Origin of the sequence: Amaricoccus macauensis (assembly GCF_014201905.1) — a bacterium.
Classification (GTDB): Bacteria; Pseudomonadota; Alphaproteobacteria; order Rhodobacterales; family Rhodobacteraceae; genus Amaricoccus; species Amaricoccus macauensis.
Window position 1 is genome coordinate 1,166,069 of sequence record NZ_JACHFM010000001.1, and the last position, 18,953, is coordinate 1,185,021.

The 18,953-nt window shown below is 68.6% G+C and carries 20 protein-coding genes; 15 read left to right on the plus strand and 5 right to left on the minus strand.

From position 1 onward, the window contains the following. The first annotated feature begins 21 nt into the window (after positions 1–21). From HNP73_RS05585 to HNP73_RS05610, 6 genes are all read left to right on the plus strand, one after another. The gene (locus HNP73_RS05585; RefSeq protein ID WP_184147601.1) at positions 22–477 is read left to right on the plus strand and encodes an OB-fold nucleic acid binding domain-containing protein; all 456 of its coding nucleotides are present in this window, start codon (positions 22–24) and stop codon (positions 475–477) included. A 53-nt stretch (positions 478–530) separates the two neighbouring features. Further along, the gene (locus HNP73_RS23620) at positions 531–1,226 is read left to right on the plus strand and encodes a zinc-ribbon domain-containing protein (RefSeq protein WP_184147602.1); all 696 of its coding nucleotides are present in this window, start codon (positions 531–533) and stop codon (positions 1,224–1,226) included. A 113-nt stretch (positions 1,227–1,339) separates the two neighbouring features. Beyond that, positions 1,340–2,125, plus strand: a complete 786-nt coding sequence (locus tag HNP73_RS05595; protein ID WP_343063222.1) for a glycoside hydrolase family 25 protein — start codon at positions 1,340–1,342, stop codon at positions 2,123–2,125. 172 nt (positions 2,126–2,297) lie between these two features. Further along, positions 2,298–3,872 (plus strand): Re/Si-specific NAD(P)(+) transhydrogenase subunit alpha, encoded by a 1,575-nt coding sequence (locus HNP73_RS05600; protein ID WP_184147604.1) that lies wholly within the window; start codon positions 2,298–2,300, stop codon positions 3,870–3,872. Positions 3,873–3,885: 13 nt separating this feature from the next. After that, positions 3,886–5,319 carry an NAD(P)(+) transhydrogenase (Re/Si-specific) subunit beta gene (locus tag HNP73_RS05605; protein ID WP_184147605.1) on the plus strand — a complete coding sequence of 478 codons (1,434 nt, stop codon included), beginning with the start codon at positions 3,886–3,888 and terminating at the stop codon, positions 5,317–5,319. A 194-nt stretch (positions 5,320–5,513) separates the two neighbouring features. Continuing rightward, positions 5,514–7,211, plus strand: a complete 1,698-nt coding sequence (locus HNP73_RS05610) for a PAS domain S-box protein (protein ID WP_184147606.1) — start codon at positions 5,514–5,516, stop codon at positions 7,209–7,211. Here the strand turns inward: HNP73_RS05610 and HNP73_RS05615 are convergent. Beyond that, positions 7,189–7,647: an invasion associated locus B family protein gene (locus HNP73_RS05615; RefSeq protein ID WP_184147607.1), complete on the minus strand. Its 459-nt coding sequence runs from the start codon at positions 7,645–7,647 to the stop codon at positions 7,189–7,191. The genes HNP73_RS05610 and HNP73_RS05615 overlap by 23 nt on opposite strands. 250 nt (positions 7,648–7,897) lie before the next feature. Between HNP73_RS05615 and HNP73_RS05620 the strand changes: the two genes are divergently transcribed. From HNP73_RS05620 to HNP73_RS05660, 9 genes are all read left to right on the plus strand, one after another. Beyond that, on the plus strand, positions 7,898–9,112 hold the full coding sequence (locus HNP73_RS05620) for a flagellin (protein WP_184147608.1): 1,215 nt from the start codon (positions 7,898–7,900) through the stop codon (positions 9,110–9,112). Positions 9,113–9,195: 83 nt separating this feature from the next. Beyond that, the gene (gene flaF / locus HNP73_RS05625) at positions 9,196–9,573 is read left to right on the plus strand and encodes a flagellar biosynthesis regulator FlaF (RefSeq protein ID WP_184147609.1); all 378 of its coding nucleotides are present in this window, start codon (positions 9,196–9,198) and stop codon (positions 9,571–9,573) included. Then, positions 9,570–9,974, plus strand: a complete 405-nt coding sequence (flbT, locus tag HNP73_RS05630; protein WP_184147610.1) for a flagellar biosynthesis repressor FlbT — start codon at positions 9,570–9,572, stop codon at positions 9,972–9,974. Before flaF ends, flbT begins: the two co-directional genes overlap by 4 nt. Positions 9,975–9,981: 7 nt before the next feature. After that, positions 9,982–10,806, plus strand: coding sequence for a DUF1217 domain-containing protein (locus HNP73_RS05635; RefSeq protein ID WP_184147611.1), 825 nt, complete (start codon positions 9,982–9,984; stop codon positions 10,804–10,806). A 65-nt stretch (positions 10,807–10,871) separates the two neighbouring features. Beyond that, entirely contained in the window at positions 10,872–11,696 is an 825-nt protein-coding gene (locus HNP73_RS05640; protein WP_184147612.1) for a lysozyme family protein, read from the plus strand. 1 nt (position 11,697) lies between these two features. Continuing rightward, positions 11,698–13,773 (plus strand): flagellar biosynthesis protein FlhA, encoded by a 2,076-nt coding sequence (flhA, locus tag HNP73_RS05645; RefSeq protein WP_184147613.1) that lies wholly within the window; start codon positions 11,698–11,700, stop codon positions 13,771–13,773. After that, positions 13,773–14,552, plus strand: coding sequence for a flagellar biosynthetic protein FliR (locus HNP73_RS05650; protein WP_184147614.1), 780 nt, complete (start codon positions 13,773–13,775; stop codon positions 14,550–14,552). The genes flhA and HNP73_RS05650 overlap by 1 nt, the downstream gene beginning before the upstream one ends. Further along, positions 14,549–15,640, plus strand: coding sequence for an EscU/YscU/HrcU family type III secretion system export apparatus switch protein (locus HNP73_RS05655; protein ID WP_184147615.1), 1,092 nt, complete (start codon positions 14,549–14,551; stop codon positions 15,638–15,640). Before HNP73_RS05650 ends, HNP73_RS05655 begins: the two co-directional genes overlap by 4 nt. Beyond that, positions 15,637–16,053 carry a hypothetical protein gene (locus HNP73_RS05660; RefSeq protein WP_184147616.1) on the plus strand — a complete coding sequence of 139 codons (417 nt, stop codon included), beginning with the start codon at positions 15,637–15,639 and terminating at the stop codon, positions 16,051–16,053. Before HNP73_RS05655 ends, HNP73_RS05660 begins: the two co-directional genes overlap by 4 nt. Before the next feature lie 228 nt (positions 16,054–16,281). Here the strand turns inward: HNP73_RS05660 and HNP73_RS05665 are convergent, their stop codons facing one another. From HNP73_RS05665 to flgA, 4 genes are read right to left on the minus strand one after another with little or no spacing between them, the layout of a single operon-like run. Continuing rightward, entirely contained in the window at positions 16,282–17,082 is an 801-nt protein-coding gene (locus tag HNP73_RS05665) for a 2-keto-4-pentenoate hydratase (RefSeq protein WP_184147617.1), read from the minus strand. A gap of 52 nt (positions 17,083–17,134) precedes the next feature. Then, entirely contained in the window at positions 17,135–17,671 is a 537-nt protein-coding gene (locus HNP73_RS05670; RefSeq protein ID WP_184147618.1) for a flagellar basal body-associated FliL family protein, read from the minus strand. Positions 17,672–17,684: 13 nt separating this feature from the next. Further along, the gene (gene flgH, locus HNP73_RS05675; protein WP_184147619.1) at positions 17,685–18,416 is read right to left on the minus strand and encodes a flagellar basal body L-ring protein FlgH; all 732 of its coding nucleotides are present in this window, start codon (positions 18,414–18,416) and stop codon (positions 17,685–17,687) included. Then, a complete protein-coding gene (flgA, locus tag HNP73_RS05680; protein WP_246399538.1) occupies positions 18,413–18,952 on the minus strand; it encodes a flagellar basal body P-ring formation chaperone FlgA in 540 nt (179 codons plus the stop codon). Before flgA ends, flgH begins: the two co-directional genes overlap by 4 nt. Between the last annotated feature and the right edge of the window lies 1 nt (position 18,953).

An 18,953-nucleotide genomic window follows, 5' to 3' on the forward strand; every position in this document is an offset into this window, starting at 1 on the left:
AAATGTTCCACATTCGTTCTCATGATGGCCGACGATCTCCGCCCACCGGGCTGGCCCCGACCGCCCTATTGCATGACCGCCGCGCAGCTCGCCGAGCCGCCGGGAGGCCGCCGCGTCGCCGTCGCCGGGATCGTCACCTGCCGGCAGCGGCCCGGCACGGCGAAGGGCGTCATCTTCCTGACGCTGGAGGACGAGACCGGCACGGCGAACGTGGTGGTCTGGGCGAAGATCTTCGAGCAATTCCGGCGGGCGGTGATCGCCGGACGCTGCCTCAAGGTGACGGGTCGGCTGCAGCGCGACGGTGACGTGGTGCATGTGGTGGCCGAGCGGATCGAGGACATCTCGCATCTTCTCGACCGGATTGCCGGAATCGTCGCCCTGCCCGCCCCGACGCAATGGCCGCGCGGTGAGGGAGATTCACGCCACGCGCCGGCTGTTGACCGGGCCGCGCTTGGATTGGCGGCGAGCCGCGGCTAGAAGGTGCCGCGGCCAACTCCCTCTCCGGCCCCGGTTCTCACTTCGAGGTGGCAATGCGCCTGACCTGCCCGACCTGCGGTGCCGAATACGAGATCGCCGACGCCATGGTGCCGGCGGCCGGGCGGCACGTGCAGTGCACCGCCTGTCACGCCCGCTGGTTCGTGCGCGGGGCAGTTGCGCGGCAGGACAGCGAGGACGAGATCATGCAGCGGCTGGAAGCGCGCTCGCACCTCCGGGCCGTGCCGACGCCCGCCCGGACACCCGCGCCCGAACCGACGCCCGAGCCGATCGCGAAGACACCGCCCCCGGACGCCATGGAATCGCCATCGCTGCCCGCTGAGCCCTCTCCCCGCGTGGAGACGACAGCGCCCACACCCGCGCCCACCCCGCCATCGGCCCCTTCCGCGCCGGTCGTCCCGGAACTGAAACCGTCGCCAAGGGCGGTTCCGGCAAAACCGGCCGAGCGGCCGATGGTGGCAAGCGACAACCTGGCGTTGCGTCCGGCGCCACGGCTCGACCTCGGTGCCGAGCCGGAGGCGCTGCCCGCACCCGAGACACCACCGAGCCGGTTCGCCCGGGGTCTCGTGGTGGCGCTGGTTCTTGCCGGGCTCGCGCTCTCGATCTACACGTGGCGGGCGGAAATCGCCGCCGGTCTTCCTGCCGCTGCGCCGGCTCTCGACGTTTATGGCCGGGCGGTGGACGATTTGCGAATCGAGCTCGACCGGCAGATCGACGGACTGCGCGACTGAGTCCACGCGGCCTGCTGGCCAGCGAATCGGTAGAACTTGCGTCAAAATCCTGATGACGCGTCTCCGGGCCGATCCTATACTGCGGTAAAACAGGCACAGACCGAGGGCAGATCATCATGCGCGTCGTACTTGCGGCAATTGCCGCGTGCGTGCTCATGTCTTGTGGCGGCGGATCCGGGACAGCGCCGAACGTCAGCCGGGCGGTCGGGATTCCGCGGGCTTTCGGCGATGCGGCACCGCACGAGTGGTCCAGCGTGACGCCGGCGCACTACGCCGTCCACGGTATCGACGTGTCGAAGTATCAGGGAGACATCGACTGGTACCGGGTTCGCAACTCGGGCGTCGGCTTTGCCTTCATCAAGGCGACCGAAGGCGGAGACCACGCCGACGAGCGCTTCCTCGACAACTGGACCCGCGCGCGCTCGGCGGGGATGGCGCGAGGCGCCTACCATTACTTCTATTTCTGCCGGCCGGCCCTCGAACAGGCGGCGTGGTTCATGAACCACGTGCCGCGCGACCCCACGGCGCTGCCGCCGGTCCTCGATCTGGAATGGACGCACAAGTCGAAGACCTGCACCTATCGTCCGGATCCGGCCACCGTGCAGCGCGAGGCGCTGGCCTTCCTGCAGGCCGTCGGAATCTACTACCGCAAGCGACCGGTGATCTACACGACGGTCGACTTCTACCAGGACAACCGGCTCTGGGAGCTTCGGGGCTATCCGTTCTGGCTGAGATCAGTGGCCGGGCATCCGTCGGAAATCTACCCGGGCCAGAGCTGGGCGTTCTGGCAGTATACCGGGACCGGGATCGTCGACGGCATCGAAGGCCTGACGGATCTCAACGTCTTTGCCGGTACGCAAGGACAGCTCGGCGGATGGACCGTCCCCGCGTACCAGTAGCAAGTCCCTGCCGGGACGCGCGACGGAGTCCCGGATAGAAGTCACGCAGGTTTGACTTCGCAGGGGCGCCTCCCTAAAAGGCCCGAGGCGTCCATGCGCCAAAATACGCAATAATATGTCGCGGCCGTCCGATTCTCGGACCCGCGCTCGGTGGAGAGGGGAACAGCCGGCAGTGAAGATTGGAGCGCCGAAGGAACTCTTCGCGGGGGAGAAGCGCGTCGCGTTGACCCCGCAGTCGGCCGCCGGGCTGAAAAAGCTCGGCTACGAGTGCATCGTCGAGAGCGGTGCCGGCGAGGCGGCGCGTTTTTCTGACGCGGCGTACGCGGATGCCGGGGTGAAAGTCGTCCCGACGGCCGCCGATCTCTGGGCCGAGGCCGATGTGGTGGCGAAGGTGCGCCCGCCCGAGGCATCGGAGGTCGACCTCTCGCATCCCGGGCAGATCGTCATCAGCTTCGTCTACCCGGCGCAGAGCACGGAGTTGCTTGAGGCGCTGAAGGCGAAGGACGTGACCACGCTCGCCATGGACATGGTGCCGCGCATCAGCCGGGCGCAGAAGATGGACGCGCTGTCGTCCATGGCCAACATCGCCGGTTACCGTGCGGTGATCGAGGCAAGCAACAACTTCGGTCGGTTCTTCACCGGCCAGGTGACCGCGGCGGGCAAGGTGCCGCCGGCGAAGGTGCTGGTGGTGGGCGCGGGCGTCGCCGGGCTTGCGGCGATCGGTGCCGCGACCTCGCTCGGCGCCATCGTCTACGCCTTCGACGTGCGCCCGGAGGTTGCCGAGCAGATCGAATCGATGGGCGCGGAGTTCGTCTACCTCGATTTCGCCGAAGCGCAGCAGGACGGTGCCGCGACCGGTGGCTATGCTGCGCCGTCCTCGCCCGAGTTCCGCGAAGCACAGCTGAAGAAATTCCGCGAACTCGCGCCCGAGATGGATGTGGTGATCACCACCGCGCTCATCCCCGGCCGTCCGGCGCCGAAGCTCTGGACCGCGGACATGGTCGAGATGATGAAGCCGGGTTCGGTCATCGTCGACCTCGCCGCCGAGCGTGGCGGCAACTGCGACCTCACGGTGCCTGATCAGGCGATCGAGACGCCGAACGGCGTCAAGGTCATCGGCTACACCGACTTCCCCTCGCGGATGGCGACGCAGGCCTCGACGCTCTACGCCAACAACATCCGCCACATGATGGACGACCTGACGCCGGCCAAGGACGGCAAGCCGGTCGTCAACATGGAGGATGACGTCATCCGCGGCGCGACCGTCACCAACGACGGCGCCATCACCTTCCCGCCGCCGCCGCCGAAAATTCAGGCGATCGCCACGCAGAAGCCGAAGCCGAAGGCGGTGGAGGAGACCCCGGAGGCGAAGGCCGCGCGCGAGGCCGCGGAGTTCAGGAAGGCGTCGAACCGTACCACGACGCTTCTCGTCGTCGGCACGTTGCTCCTGCTCCTGATCGGCACCGTGGCGCCGGTCAGCTTCATGCAGCACTTCATCGTGTTCGCGCTGTCGTGCTTCGTCGGCTTCTATGTCATCTGGAACGTCAGTCACGCGCTGCACACGCCGCTGATGGCGATCACCAACGGCATCTCGTCGATCATCATCCTCGGCGCGCTGCTGCAGATCGGCTCGGGCAGCGTCTTCGTGGCGATCCTCGCGGCGCTCGCGACACTGATGGCGTCGGTCAACATCTTTGGCGGCTTCCTGGTGACTCGCCGGATGCTCGCCATGTTCCAGAAGTCCTGAGGAGACCCTGATCATGAGCCTCGGTCTCGTCACCGCCTTCTACATCGCTGCGGCGATCCTCTTCATCCTGGCGCTCGGTGGCCTCTCCAACCAGGAGAAGGCCAAGCGGGCGATCTGGTACGGCATCATCGGCATGGCGCTCGCCGTCATCGCCACGATCTTCGGCGGCTCCGGGCATTACTGGCTGCTCGCGCCGATGGTGATCATCGGCGGCGTGGTCGGCGCCTTTGTCGCCAGCCGGGTGCAGATGACCCAGATGCCGGAGCTCGTCGCCGGCTTCCACAGCCTCGTCGGTCTCGCGGCGGTCTTCATCGGCCTGAACGCTGACGTCGAGGCCGCGCGGGTCGCCGCGCACCTCGCCTCCGGCTCTACCGAAGTCCTGACGGGCTTTGCCGCGACGCTGGCCCACAAGACCCCGGTCGAGCTTTCGATCATGCGGGTCGAGATCTTCCTCGGCATCCTGATCGGTGCGATCACCTTTACCGGCTCGATCGTTGCCTACCTCAAGCTCGCCGGGAAGACCTCCTCGAAGCCGCTGACGCTGCCGGGCCGGCACGCGATCAACCTCGGCGCGGGCGCGCTCTGCCTGATCCTCGGCATCATGTACTTCGCCGGTGCCGGGCTCTGGACGATGATCCTCGTGGCACTGATCGCAGGCTTCATCGGCTGGCACCTGATCATGGCGATCGGTGGCGCCGACATGCCGGTCGTCATCTCGATGCTGAACAGCTACTCGGGCTGGGCGGCGGCGGCGATCGGCTTCACGCTGTCGAACGATCTGCTGATCGTCACCGGCGCGCTGGTCGGCTCCTCGGGTGCGATCCTCTCCTACATCATGTGCCGGGCGATGAACCGGAACTTCGTCTCGGTGATCCTCGGCGGCTTCGGCGGTGCGTCGGGCCCGGCGATGGAGATCGAGGGCGAGATGGTGGCGATCGACACCGATGGCGTCGCGGCGATGCTCGACGATGCCGACTCTGTCATCATTGTCCCGGGCTACGGCATGGCGGTCGCGCAGGCGCAGCAGTCGGTGGCCGAGCTGGTCCGCCGGCTTCGGGCGAAGAAAAAGGAAGTGCGCTTCGGCATCCACCCGGTCGCCGGGCGCCTGCCGGGCCACATGAACGTGCTGCTCGCCGAGGCGAAGGTTCCCTACGACATCGTGCTCGAGATGGACGAGATCAACGAGGACTTCCCCAACACGGACGTCGCGATCATCATCGGCTCGAACGACATCGTGAACCCCGCCGCCCAGGAAGACCCGAACTCGCCGATCGCCGGCATGCCGGTGCTTGAGGTCTGGAAGGCCAAGCACGTCATCGTCATGAAGCGCGGTCAGGGCACCGGCTACTCCGGTATCGAGAACCCGCTCTTCTACAAGGACAACACGCGGATGTTCTACGGCGACGCCAAGAAGTCCCTCGACGAGCTGCTCACCAAGCTCACCTGACCGCGAGCGACAGCATGAAACAGGCGCGGAGGCCAAGCGGCACCCGCGCCTTTATTTCGCGGTCTGAATGGAACGCAGGAGCCTGCTTCCGAGTTGTGCACTCAGTCGCCCTGCGCCCATCGATCGGGCAGCTCTGCACTCCCCCACTCCCCAGTGACAACATGCATGTGACGGACCCAGACGACATACTTGCAATGCTTCCGGCCGCGGTATTCACCCTGCATCGCGGCGGCGTGCCCGAACCGAGCAATGTGGCCGCGAAGGCGCTGGCGGGCGCGCGAACCGCCGCGACACTTGCCGGGCTCCTCGAGCTGACCGGGCGGGATGGCACGCCCGCCGATCCCTGTCCGATGCACCTCGGCCTGAGCGAGGGGCGCGAGGTCGATGCAGAGCGCCTCTGTGCCCGGCGGGGCGATGGCAGCGGAATCGAGGTACTCATCTCCACCCGCGTGCTGCGCGATCTTTCGGGACACCCCGAAACGGCCATCGCCGTCGTCACCGAGGATCGCAGTGGGCGCGCCGCCGCCGGGGAGATCGACCGCGCCCGGCTGGCCGCCATCGTGGCGTCCTCGAACGACGCCATCGTCAGCAAGACGCTCGACGGGCGCATCACCTCCTGGAACAGTTCGGCCGAGCGGATATTCGGCTACGCTGCCAGCGAGATGCTCGGCCAGTCGATCCTTCGGCTCGTTCCCCCATACCTGCACGACGAGGAGGCCGGCATCCTCGACCGTCTGCGGCGTGGCGAGCTCGTGGAGCAGTTCGACACCGTGCGGCTTGCCAAGGACGGGCGACGCGTCGACGTGTCGCTCAGTGTGTCGCCGCTCCGGGACAGTTCCGGCAAGATCATCGGCGCGTCGAAGATCGCGCGGGACGTGACCCGGCGCAAGCGAGCCGAAGTCCTGCAGGCGCAGCTCTTCGACGAGCTGAGCCACAGGGTGAACAACACGCTCGCCACCTTGCAATCAATCACGGCGCTCTCACTCTCGGGCGACGTCGATCCGAAGAGCTTCGCCGCCGGCTTCACCTTGCGCCTGCGCGCCCTCGGCATTGCCCAGGACCTGCTGATGCGCGGCCTGATGCAGGGCGCGGGCCTGCGCGAGCTGGTGCAGACGGTGGTGGTGCGGCCGCAGGTGCGCGTGTCCGGGGCGGACGTGGCGATTGATCACCGCCTTGCCGCTCCCCTCGCCCTCGCGCTCAATGAGCTGTCGATGAACACGCGCAGCCAGAGTGCGCTTCGCGTCGACTGGCAGATCCATGACGACGCCACCCTCGAACTCGACTGGATCGAGACCGGCGGCGACTGCACGGAGACCACCGGGCAGCCCGCGCTGGCGATGGCGGTGGTCGAGCGGGTTCTCCTTGGCGTCGACGGTTCGATGCGGGTTGACCGTCGGACGGACGCGGTCGAGATCCACCTGACCCTTCCCTTGCCGCGCGACGGCCTCAGGCCTGAGGCGCCTGACGCCACGGCCGCGCCACGGGGGCCGGGCGAGGTGCGGGGCGCCCGGCGGGTGCTCATCGTCGAGGACGAGGCGCTGATCGCCATGGACATGGAAGCGCAACTGACCGCGGCGGGCTGGGACGTGATCGGACCGGCGGGAACCATCGACGAGGCGCTGGCGCTGATCGATGCCACGACCTTCGACGTGGCGCTGGTCGATGCCAATGTCCGTGGCCGGCCGGTCGGTGAGATCGCGCTGGCGTTGCAGGCGCGGGGCATCCCGTTCACCTTCGCGACCGGCTACGGCCGATCGGCGCTCCCGGACGGCTTCCGGAATTCGCCCCTGCTTTCGAAGCCCTTCGCGCCCGACGCGCTGACGGCGGCAGCGACGGCGATGCTCGAACTCACGCGCGCCGCGCCCACGGTCACCCCGGCCGCACACTCCTGAGGCCGTCCCGCGCCCGGACCGCGGCGGCCGACCCATGCAGACTGATCGTCAGGCGAACGGGCGTCCCGTCGGCGAGGGTCAGCGTGACGGATCCGCCGCGCTCGTTGCGCAGCGAATCGAACAGCTCGGGGTCGAGCGGGATCTGAGCCTCGCACCCCGTCGGGCCGCAGGTCCGCCACGGCGCGGTCCGCACGGGATGCGCGCCGACCGCGAGAACGATCCCGTCCGGCACGAAGACCGGCAGCACCGTACCGATCTTCAGCGCCGCCCCGTCCCGCGGCAGCGACAGGCGCAGCACCTCGCTGCCGTCCGTGCCGAGCAGCGCCATGTAGGCTGTGCAGGGCGGCACGCCGCAATCCACCCGCCAGTCGTCATAAACCGCGGGTCCCCGGCGACCCGCGCCGGGGGGATCGGCCGTCGCAATGCCGGCGATCACGATAGCGCCCAGAGCAATCGATGAAAATGCAAGCCTTCCCAGACGCTTGTTAAGCATGATCCCCTGCCCCGCTTCACTCTTGGTTCACGGTGTTCGCCGAATGTCCCTGCACGCGGTTGAACGACCGGCGCGGACGGCTCCGAAGCACGGACCCCGGATCGCAAGTGTCAGAAGACGGAACCCCGGCATCGAGACGCGGTGCCGTTCATCCATCGCGACGTCGAAAGCGTCGGAACCACAAGAGGATACCATGACTTCCATCCTGACCAACACCGGCGCCATGGCCGCCCTCCAGACCCTCAAGGCGACCAACTCCAGCCTCGGCAAGGCGCAGAGCGAGATCACCACCGGCCTCAAGATCGCCGGCGCCAAGGACAACGCCTCGACCTGGGCGATCGCCCAGACCATGCGCAGCGACGTCGCCAGCTTCAACCAGGTTTCGGACAGCCTCAACGCCTCGATCGCCGCAGTCGGCACCGGCGTCGCCGCTGCGGAGCAGATTTCCGGCCTTCTCACCCAGATGAAGGCGAAGGTCACGGCCTCCATGGCGGCCGGTGCGGACACCACGACGATCCAGGCCGACATCGACGCCCTGACCGCCCAGATGCAGAGCATCGTCGATGCGGCTTCGATCAACGGCCTGAACTTCGTCGGCTCTACCGGCAGCACCGACGTTCTCTCGTCGCTGACCCGCGACTCCACCGGCGCACAGTCCGCCGCATTCATCGGCGTCGCGGGCTTCGACCTCTCCACCGGCACTGCCGGCACGGCGCGTGGCGCGTTCGAGGGCAGCACCTTCACCGCGGCCGCAGGCGGCGACCTGCTCGCCTTCTCGGTCGATGCCGGCGCGGCCGCGGCCGAGACCGTGACGCTCGATGCGACGGATTTCGTGGCGGGCGACAAGATCTCGATCAGCGTCGGCAACAAGGCCACGACCTATACCGTTACGGCGGAAGACCTTGCCGCGACCACGGCGTCGGACGTGATCGCGGTCAAACTCAAGGCTGCGGTGGATGCGATGGGCATCGCGGGCTTCTCGCTCGACTACAACTCGGCCGCTGCGGGCGATCTCATCGTCAACAATGACGGCACGGGCGCGGCTGATCGCAACGTCGCGTTCTCGCTCACGCCGGCGAATGCCGGTGGTCTCAGCTCCCTCAACAACATTGCCGTGGGCACCGCTGCCGACCGCACGGCCGCGCTCGCCGCGGTCTCGACCGCCGCGGACAGTGTCAATGCCGCCGCTGCATCGCTGGGCTCCGCCCAGGGTCGTCTGGAGGCGCAGGCAGGCTTCATCAGCAAGCTGACCGACAACTTCAAGACCAGCATCGGCGCGATGGTCGACGCGGACATGGAGGAGGCTTCGGCCCGCCTCACCGCGCTGCAGACCCAGCAGCAGCTCGGCATCCAGTCGCTGTCGATCGCCAACCAGACGCCGCAGACGATCCTCTCGCTGTTCCGGTGATCTGACACCGGGCGTGGCGGGCCGATCGGTCCGCCCCGCCTGCCGTCCGGCCAACCCCTACGCCGGCCACGAGAGGAAGAGACATGACCCCCAATGCCAATGCCCGCGCCGCCTACGGCAATACGGTCGCCACGCGCAGCGCGCGCGATGCGGAATATTCCGCCTTTGCCAACGTGACCCGTCGGCTCCGCGACGCCCACGACCTCGGCAAGAGCGATTTTCCCGGTCTGTGCCGGGCGGTGCTCGAGAACTCCAGGCTCTGGGGGATGCTCGAGGACGACCTGATCGACGACCGCAACCAGCTTCCGCCGACGCTGCGCGCGCAGCTCGTCTCGCTCGCGGCGTTCGTGCATCGCCACGGCCGGGCCGTCATCGGCCGCCGGGCGAACGCCGAGGCGCTCATTGATATCAACACCGCGATCATGAAGGGTCTGCGGGGAGACGCGGAGATCGCAGCATGAGCGGCCTGGTGCTGAAACTCGGGCCACGGGAGCGGGTGCTCATCAACGGCGTCGTCATGGAAAACGGCGACCGGCGGGCGCGGTTCAACGTGCTGACGCCGGACGCGAACGTCCTGCGCCTGCGCGACGCGATCCATCCTGACGAGGCGACGACGCCGGTGAAGCGGGTCTGCTACGTGGCCCAGCTGGTGCTCGCGGGCGAGGCCGATCCCGAAGAGGGTGCGCGGCAGCTTTTGCGCGGCATCGAACAGCTCTCGCAGGTGTTCCACGACGCCGACAGCCGCGCCTCGCTCGATGCGGCCACCGAGGCGACGAACGCGCGCCGCTTCTATCAGGCGATGCGGGCGCTCCGCGGCCTGATACCCCGCGAGGCGCGCCTCCTCGGCCTTCGGCCGGAGTGACGCGGCCATGAGCTTCACGCCGGTCATCCCGCTCTCCGGCATCGCCGGCTGGCGTTTCCTTCAGCGCACCGAGGCGGCGCAGAAGGCAGCGTTCGACAAGAGCCCCGAGGTGCGGAAGGACGTTGCCTATTTTGCCGAGAAGATCGGCAAGATCACCTCGGCGGCCGATCTCGTCGCAGACCGGCGGCTTCTCAAGGTGGCGCTCGGCGCCTACGGGCTCGGCGACAAGATCGACGCGAAGGCCTTCATCCGCAAGGCGCTGGAGGAGGGCACCGAGGACAAGGCCGCCTTCGCGAACCGCCTGTCGGATACGACCTATGCGAAGATGGCGCTGGCGTTCGGCTTCGGCAATGCGACGGGCGCTCGGACGGCCGACCCGGGCTTCGCCGCGAAGATCACCGAGGCCTACAAGACCAACGCCTTTCAGGCGGCGGTCGGCAAGGCGAGCGACACCATGCGGCTCGCCATGAACTTCCGCGATCAGATCGGCGATCTGGCGGCCGGTGACGGCAAGAGCTGGTTTTCCGTCCTCGCCTCTAAGCCGCTGCGCGAGGTGTTTCAGGGGGCCTACGGGCTGCCGGCCGCGTTCGTGAACATCGACATCGACAAGCAGCGCGACATGCTCGCTGCGAGGACCGGACAGCTCTTCGGCAAGGACGCTCTCTCGGCGTTCCAGGACCCGCAGGCGGTCGAGAAGGTGCTTCGCCAGTTCCTCGCGACGGCCCAGATCAGGGAAGGCGCCGCGCCGGGCAGTCGCGGCACGGGCGCGCTCGCGCTCCTGCAGGGCGGGTCGAGCGCGGGGCTGCTGAACCTGCTGAACTCCACGCGCTGACAACGCCTTGTTAACCGCGGTTCCCTAGACCGGACGCACAGTCGGCCAGAGGAGAAGCCCCGCCCATGTCGCTCCGCACCGGCCTCGCGCTCGCGCTCGCGGCCGTGCTCGCGTCTGCGGGCACTGCATGGGCCGCTCCCGTCGATGCCGCCCCCTCCGCCGATCCCTCCGCGCTCTGTGATGCCGCGATCGTCGCGGGTGCGCGACGTGGCGGCGTGCCCGTCGAGGTGCTGCATGCCGTGGCGCTGACCGAGACCGGACAGCACCGCGACGGCCTGTTCCGCGCCTGGCCGTGGGCGATCAACCGCGAGGGCAAGGGCCACTGGTTCCAGACCCGCGACGAGGCCATCGCATTCGCCCGCAAGAGCCTCGCGGAGGGCCGGACGAGCTTCGACGTCGGTTGCGTGCAGATCAACTATCGCTGGCACGGCCACGCGTTTCCATCGCTGGAGGACATGTTCGATCCGCAGTGGACGGCGACCTATGCCGCGCAGTTCCTGCGCACGCTCCACGACGAGCGGGGCGACTGGTCCGCGGCGGCGGGCGCCTATCACTCGCTCTCGCCGCAGTTCGCCACCCCCTACCGCGCGCGCTTCGACAAGGTGCTGGCCGGGCTCGACCCCGCTGCGCTGACCGGTGCCGAGGCGCTCGTCGCCGCCACCCAGCCCCGGAGCCGGTTCACCTCGCGGCAGGAGCGGCGCGAGGCGCAGCGCCGCGCCCTCGCCGAGCGGATCCGTGCCGCCGGCCCGCCGCCGCCACCCACGGCCGGCGGCGTCGCCGGCGCGCTCTTCCTGCCCGCGACCGGCGGCCTCATCGCGGGCGGAAGCGGCAGCCTCATCGCGCCCGGCGGTGGCGCGCTCCTGACCGCGCCAAGCGGAGGGCTGTTCTAGGATGCCGATCTCGCTCCGCACGCTCTACCAGCCGACGGTGATGCTCGCGATGGCGCTCATGGCGGTCATCGCCATGATGGTCCTGCCGATGCCGGCGTGGATCCTCGACGCCGGCCTCACGGTCTCGTTCGCGCTGGCGATCCTCATCTTCACCATCACGCTCTTCATCCAGCGGCCGCTCGACTTCTCGTCGTTCCCGACGATCCTGCTCGCCTCGCTGATGCTGCGCCTCGCGCTCAACGTCTCGTCGACCAAGCTCATCATCGGTCAGGGCCATACCGGCACCAAGGCCGCCGGCCACGTGATCGAGGGCTTCGCCATGTTCATCATGGGCGGCTCGGTCGCCATGGGCCTGGTGATCTTCTCGGTGCTGCTCATCGTCAACTTCATCGTCATCACCAAGGGCGCCGGGCGCATGGCCGAGGTCGGCGCCCGCTTCGCGCTCGACGCCATGCCCGGCAAGCAGCTCGCCATCGACAGCGACATGGCGGCGGGTGCGATCTCCCACGCCGAGGCGCGCGAGCGGCGGCGCATCGAGCAGGAGGAGACGACGTTCTTCGGCTCGCTCGACGGCGCGTCGAAGTTCGTCAAGGGCGACGCCATCGCGGGCCTTCTCATCACGCTGCTCAATCTCGTGGTCGGCCTCGCCATGGGCGTGCTGGTGCACGGGATGCCGGTGGGCGAGGCGTTCGAGACCTATTCGATCCTCACCGTGGGCGACGGGCTCGTCACCCAGATCCCGGCGGTCATCATCTCCATCGCCTCGGCGATGCTGCTCTCCAAGGGGGGGCTCGTCGGCTCGACCGACCGGGCGCTGATCCGCCAGCTCGGCGGCTACCCGACGGCACTCGGCACCGTCGCCGTGCTGCTGGCGCTCTTCGCCTTCATCCCCGGCCTGCCGTTCCTGCCGTTCATCCTCGGCGCGAGCTGCCTCGGCGGCGCGGCATGGCTCGCGCGGGAACAGAAGGCAAAGGAGGCATCCGCCGCCGCTGCGCCGCCGGAGCTGAAGACCCCGGCAAGAAAGTCGCTCGGCGACCTGCTCGACATCGACGAAATCCACATGGAGTTCGCCCCCAACCTCGTGCCGGTCGTCATGGACGCCGCGACCGGGCTCGACGCGCGCATCCTCAACATGCGCAACCACATCGCGACGGAATTCGGCCTGATCCTCCCGGAGATCCGCCTCACCGACAATCCCGGGCTCGCGTCCGGCACCTACGCCATCCGCATCCAGGGGGTCGAGGTGGCGAAGAGCCGGATCGAGACAGACCGGGTGCTCGTCCTCCTGCCCGACGAGGGCGCCCGCGCGCCGGAGGGGATCACCGTCGCCGAGCCGGTCTACGGCGCACCCGCGCGCTGGATCGCAACGGCGCATCAGGAGGAAGCCGCGCTCCTCGGGCTCGCGGTCGTGACCCCCACCGAAGTGGTGGCGACCCACCTCCTCGAAATCGTGAAGTCGAACTTCGGCAAGCTCTTCACCCGCCGGAGCCTCAGGAAGCTCCTCGACGAGTTCGTCTCGCTGACCGACACCAGGCGGGCCGAGGCGAACCGGCGGATGCTCGACGAGTTCGTTCCGGACAAGGTGCCGGTCGACCTGCTCCAGTCGGTGCTGCGCCTGCTGCTGGAGGAGCGCGTCTCGATCCGCAACCTGCCGCTGATCCTCGAGGCGATCGCCGAGGCCAACGGGCCGCACGCGAGCCCGGAGGTGGTCTGCGAGCACGTGCGCCACCGCCTCGGCTTCCAGCTCGTCGCCGGCCTTACCGAAGCCGATGGCGCGCTGCCGCTGATCCAGCTCGCACCGGCATGGGAGGAGGCGTTCCAGAAGTACCAGTTGCCCGACGGATCGGGCATTGTCGACGTCGCCCTGCCCCCGGCCGAGTTCAACCGCCTCGCCTCCTCGGTCGCCGAGAAGATCGCCCACGCCGGAACGCAAGGCCGCTATCCGGCGGTCGTCACCTCGACCAGGCGGCGGCGGTTCCTGCACACCGTGCTGCTGGCGAAGGGTATCCGCAATCCGGTGCTCTCCTTCGAGGAGATCGGCGCCGGGGCGAAGCCCGCTGTCCTCGGGCTCGCCTGATGTTCGCGGCCCTCGGCACGATCCTTGACCTTGCCGACGCCGCGCTCGCCGGCGCCATCCTGGTGTTTGCCCGGGTGAGCGGCGTCATGATTCTCCTGCCCGGCTTCGGCGAGCAGGTGATCCCGGCCCGCATCCGCCTCGCCCTCACCCTCGCCTTCACGCTCGTGGTCTGGCCACTGCTGACGCCGGAACTGCTCCGCACCGATCCCGCGCGGCCGTTCCTCGCCATGCTGATCATCGAAGCGACGATCGGCCTGATGCTCGGCCTCGCGATCCGGCTGATGGTCATGGCCCTGCAGATCGCGGGCGTCATCGCGGCACAGTCGACATCGCTGTCGCAGATGTTCGGCAGCAGCCTGACGCCGGAGCCGATGCCGGCGATCGGCAACATCCTGATGCTCGCGGGCGTCACCCTCGCGCTCGCCATGGGGCTGCACGTCAAGATCGCCGTCACCGTGGCGCGGAGCTACGAGATCCTGCCCATTGGCCTGCCGGTCCCGGCGGAAGACGTGGCGCGCTGGGGCACGGCGCGCATCGCCGAGGCGTTTGCCCTCGGCTTCTCGCTCGCCGCGCCGTTCGTGATCGCGGCCTTCGCCTACAACCTCGCGCTCGGCGTCATCAACCGGGCGATGCCGCAGCTCATGGTCTCCTTCATCGGCGCGCCCGCGATCACCGCGGGCGGCATCCTGCTGCTCATGCTCGCCGCGCCGGTCATCCTGCACTTCTGGGGGCACCGGCTGGACCTCACGCTCGCCGATCCGCTGGTGGCGCCGCGATGAGCGAGGGCAGCGAGGGCGCCGGCGAGAAGACCCACGACCCGACACCGCAACGGCTGACCGAGGCGCGCAAGCGCGGCGACATCCCGCGCTCGGCCGACGTGAACGTTGCCGTGACCTATCTCGGGCTCCTCGCCGTGGTGATGACGGTCGGCGCCTACGCCGTCGATCATGCGGGCTCGATCCTCATGTTCTTCATCGACCAGCCGGACCGGCTCGAAGGGCGCATCCTCGGCCCGGGTGGCCCGGGCCTGCTCGGCGCGATCCTCGGTGAGACCGCCTTCGCGCTCGGCCCGTTCTTTCTCGCCCCGATTGCCGCCGTTCTCGTCGGCCTCTTCGCGCAGCAGGCGATCACCTTCTCGGCCGAGAAGATCCAGCCGAAGCTCTCGCGGCTCTCGATCCTCGACAACGCCAGGAACAAGTTCGGCGTCTCGGGGATCGTCGAGTTCGGCAAGGCGGTGGTGAAGCTCGCGGCCGTCACCGCCGCGCTCACCCTCTACCTCAGCCATGACGCGGACCGGATGATCGGCGCGGCCACCGCCGAGGCGGGCGTGGTCGGAGCCATCATGCTGCAATCGCTCGTCGTCCTGCTGTCGGTCACCTGCATCATCGCCGTCGTCATCGCCGGCATCGATCTCGTCTGGCAGCGCTTCGAGTTCCAGAGGCGCAACCGCATGACCTTTCAGGAACTGCGCGAGGAGACAAAGCAGAGCGAGGGCGACCCGCACGTGAAGTCGCAGCGGCGCAGCCGCGCGCACGCGATCGCCACGAACCGGATGCTGCTCGACGTGCCCAAGGCCGATGTGGTGATCGTGAACCCGACCCATGTCGCCGTGGCGCTGAAGTGGAGCCGCGCCCGCGGATCGGCACCGATCTGCGTCGCCAAGGGCGAGGACGAGGTGGCGCTGCGCATCCGCGAGGTGGCGGCGACGGCAAACATCCCCCTGCATTCGGATCCGCCCACCGCGCGCGCCGTCAACGCGACCGTGCAGATCGGCCAGGAGATCCGGCCCGAGCAGTACCGCGCGGTGGCCGCCGCGATTCGTTTCGCCGACCGGATGCGGCGGCTGGCAAAGGAGCGTGGTCGATGACACCCGCAGAACTGCGTGACCTCGGGCACCTGATGGAGGCGCGGCGCGCGCGCGACCTCGCGCGGCTTGAGCGTCTGATGACCGAGGCCCGGACGCTCGACGCCGAGCTCGCGACCCTCGCCGCAACCGCGGCTTCGGACGTGGCAAGCGGCGAGACCCTGCCACCCGACCGACAGGCGGCGCGCCTTGCCTGGATCGACCGGCAACTCACCATCGTCCGGCGCCGGCGCGCGGAACTCGCAGGCGAAATCGACCGGGCGCGGGCGGCGGCGGTGCAAAGCCTTGGCCGGGAGAAGGCGCTCGACCGGGTGGCCGAGGTCGCCATCCGCACCGAGGCGTCTCGCAAGACGGCCCGGACCGAGCGCGAAGCCCCGCCCGCACCCGCCGGGAAAGAGTCGCCAGATGTTGCCTGATTGGCACATGTCAACTGTTTGCGAACAGAGCTCTTGGCAGGCGGCGAAAATTCGCCTATTGCTTCGGACGTACTGATTGAGGGGTGTCCCCGCGGGACTACAGTTCAGAGCGTAACGGGTGTCGTGTAAACTGGTTCGAAGGGTGTAATCGCGGGGGGTTGGGGATGGCCGGGGCCGCCAGCACGTGAGGGTGCTGGCGGCCCCGGCTTTTTGGGGACCATTCGCCTCTCAGGCACTCGTTTCTATTCGTATTCCGTCCAGATCTATTCCTTCGAGTTCAGTCGACCATGTTTCGCCCGCTACAATCGGGTGCCCGTCGGTCAGCGTGCCGGTGGTGACGGTCTCGCCCGCCCGCAGTGGCGGCGACCCGGGGTAACGTTGAAGCTCCTCGACCAGGAAGCCGAGCGCCCGCAGCGGCCCCCCGAGCACATCGCGTGCATGACCCGTGGCAAACGGCACGCCATCTTTCGAAAGGCTTATGGCAAAGTTTTCCAGTGCCACGTCCCACCCGCTTCCGGGCCGGACCGCATGAACCGGACCGATTCGCAGCGCCCCGTGCAGCCCGAAGGCCGCAGCTGATTCGGCGCCGGTGAAACGCCATCCCGGGAAAACCGACTGCACCACCTCGAAACCGTGCGCCACCCAGGCGATGCACCCGAGAAGCTCTCGTGGTTCCATCCCCGGCCGGGGCGCGGCCGCCAGATGCAGCACGATCTCGGGCTCTATGCGCGGCTCGGAAAAGCCCGCCACCGACATCACCGGCTCGTCTTCGAGATCGGCGACCGTGCTCGCCCACATGTAATTCCACATCGGCCCGCTGATGCCGTAGAGCGGCCATATCGTCGTGTTGGTGAAGCCGATCTTGCGCCCCACAACCCGCTCGCCACGCGCCTCCCGCATCTCGCGGACCCGCTCGGCGATCCGGTAGGCCGTGTCCATGTCGAGATCGGGGATGCGCTCCGCCGGTACGCCGGTGCCAAGCGAATGCAGCAACGCCTCGGCGATGTCCGCAATCCTGCGATCGTCCATCCTGACCTCCCGTTTTCACGCGAGGATGGGACGGCCGACTCCGACAGGCAAGTCAGCTCTCCTGACGGGCGATCTCGGTGATGAGCACCGCATCGACCGGGGCGCCGGGGACCACCTCGCGCGCCGCGCCGAGCAAGGCGGACTTCAGATCCTCGATCTTGCGCCCGGTGGTATAGCTGCCGTCGAAGCCGCCGGAGTTCGCGTGACGGAACATCACCTTCAGGAAGCTGTCGCGCAAGCGGGGCTCGACCGCCTCGAACTCGGTCGCGGCCTTCGGGCCCTCGGCCGCGATCGAGACGGACATGACCACCATCGCCACGGTCTTGTTGCCGGCGAAGATCGGGACGACGAAAGGCTTCTCGATCGGCACGTAGGAGACCTCGGCCGCCTTCCCGCTGCCCGCCTCGGCCACCTCGGGCGCAAACGCGTCCGGCGCGGCACAGGCGGCCGCGTCGTCCTCCGCCACGTCGCCGACCGGCGCGACGCAAACGTCGGCCATGGCCTCGGGAACAGGCTTCAGGGCCATGCCGCCGCCGATCCCGACACCGAGACCAAGGACCGCGATCAGGACCGGGACCAGCTTCTTCACGGACACATCTCCTTCAGTAGGGCATGTACCGGTCGACCACCTGCTGCCCGTAGCGCGGCTGCTGCGCGCTCGAGACCTGGCCACGGCCGCCGTAGATGATGCGCGCCCCGGCGATGCGATCGTACTCGACCTCATTGTGGCGCGAGATGTCCTCGGTCCGCACGATGCCGGTGACCTGAAGGTCGCGCAGCTCGTAGTTCACCCGGACCTCCTGATCGCCCTGGATGACGAGCTGGCCGTTCGGCAGAACCTGCACCACCGTCGCCGCGACCCGGAGCTCCAGCTTTTCGTTGCGCTTGATCGAGCCCGAGCCGTTGAACTGCGACTCCGAGTTGATGCCGACGTTCGGATTGAGCTTCATCGCACCGGGCGGCAGGATGTTGCCCACCCCGAGGAAAGCTCCGACGCCGGCGTCCTCGCTGCCGCTGCGCTGCCGGTCGGTGGTGTTCTTCATCTCGGCCTTGTCGTCGATCTCGATGACGACGGTGAGCAGGTCGCCGACGTTCCTCGCCCGCTTGTCGCCAAGCAGCCCCGACGGGCCGGTGTTCCAGAGCGACCCCTGCTGATAGGCGTAGCGCGCCGCCTGTGGCGGCGGCACCGCAAGGGCGGCGCGGTCGGGCGTCAGGATCGGCTGCGCGTCCTCCGCCGCCTGGCCGATCGACGTCATCCGCGGTTCCTTGCCGATCGAGCCGATGTCGCAAGCGGCAAGCCCGATCAGCGCCGCAAGAGCGAGTTTCCGCTTCATTGTCCGACCTCGACGCTGCCGTCCGCCGCGACCGTGCCGGTGACCGTCTGGCGCGACTGGAGGTTCATCACCCGGACCGCCTCGCCCAGCCCCGCCCGGTCGAGCGCCCGGCCTTCGGTGACGATGGAGAGCGGCCCCTTCAGGTAGCCGAGTCGGACCAGCGCATTGCGCTCGACCAGCGCCGGCGTGCCGATCTGGCTCGCGAGGATCGGCCGGCCGGGATAGAGCGCCACCTTTGCCTCCATCCCCACCGCCGCCTCGATCGCGTCGATCCCGCCCGGCGTCGCACCCACCGTCAGCACCAGATCGTCCGCCTCGATGACGCTCTGGCTCCGCAGCGCGCGCACCACCGTCACCGACTGGCCCTCCGGCACGAGGTCGGCGAGCGTCGGCTCGGGCGGCGCGACGGGCGCGGGCGCGGGCGCAGCGGCCCGCCGGCCGATCTCGCCGAGGGTCTGGGCAAACACCGTCCCGGCGGACAGCAGCGCGACGAAGAGCAGGAATAGCGTGGCGGCGCGGGCCATCCCGAAACGCATC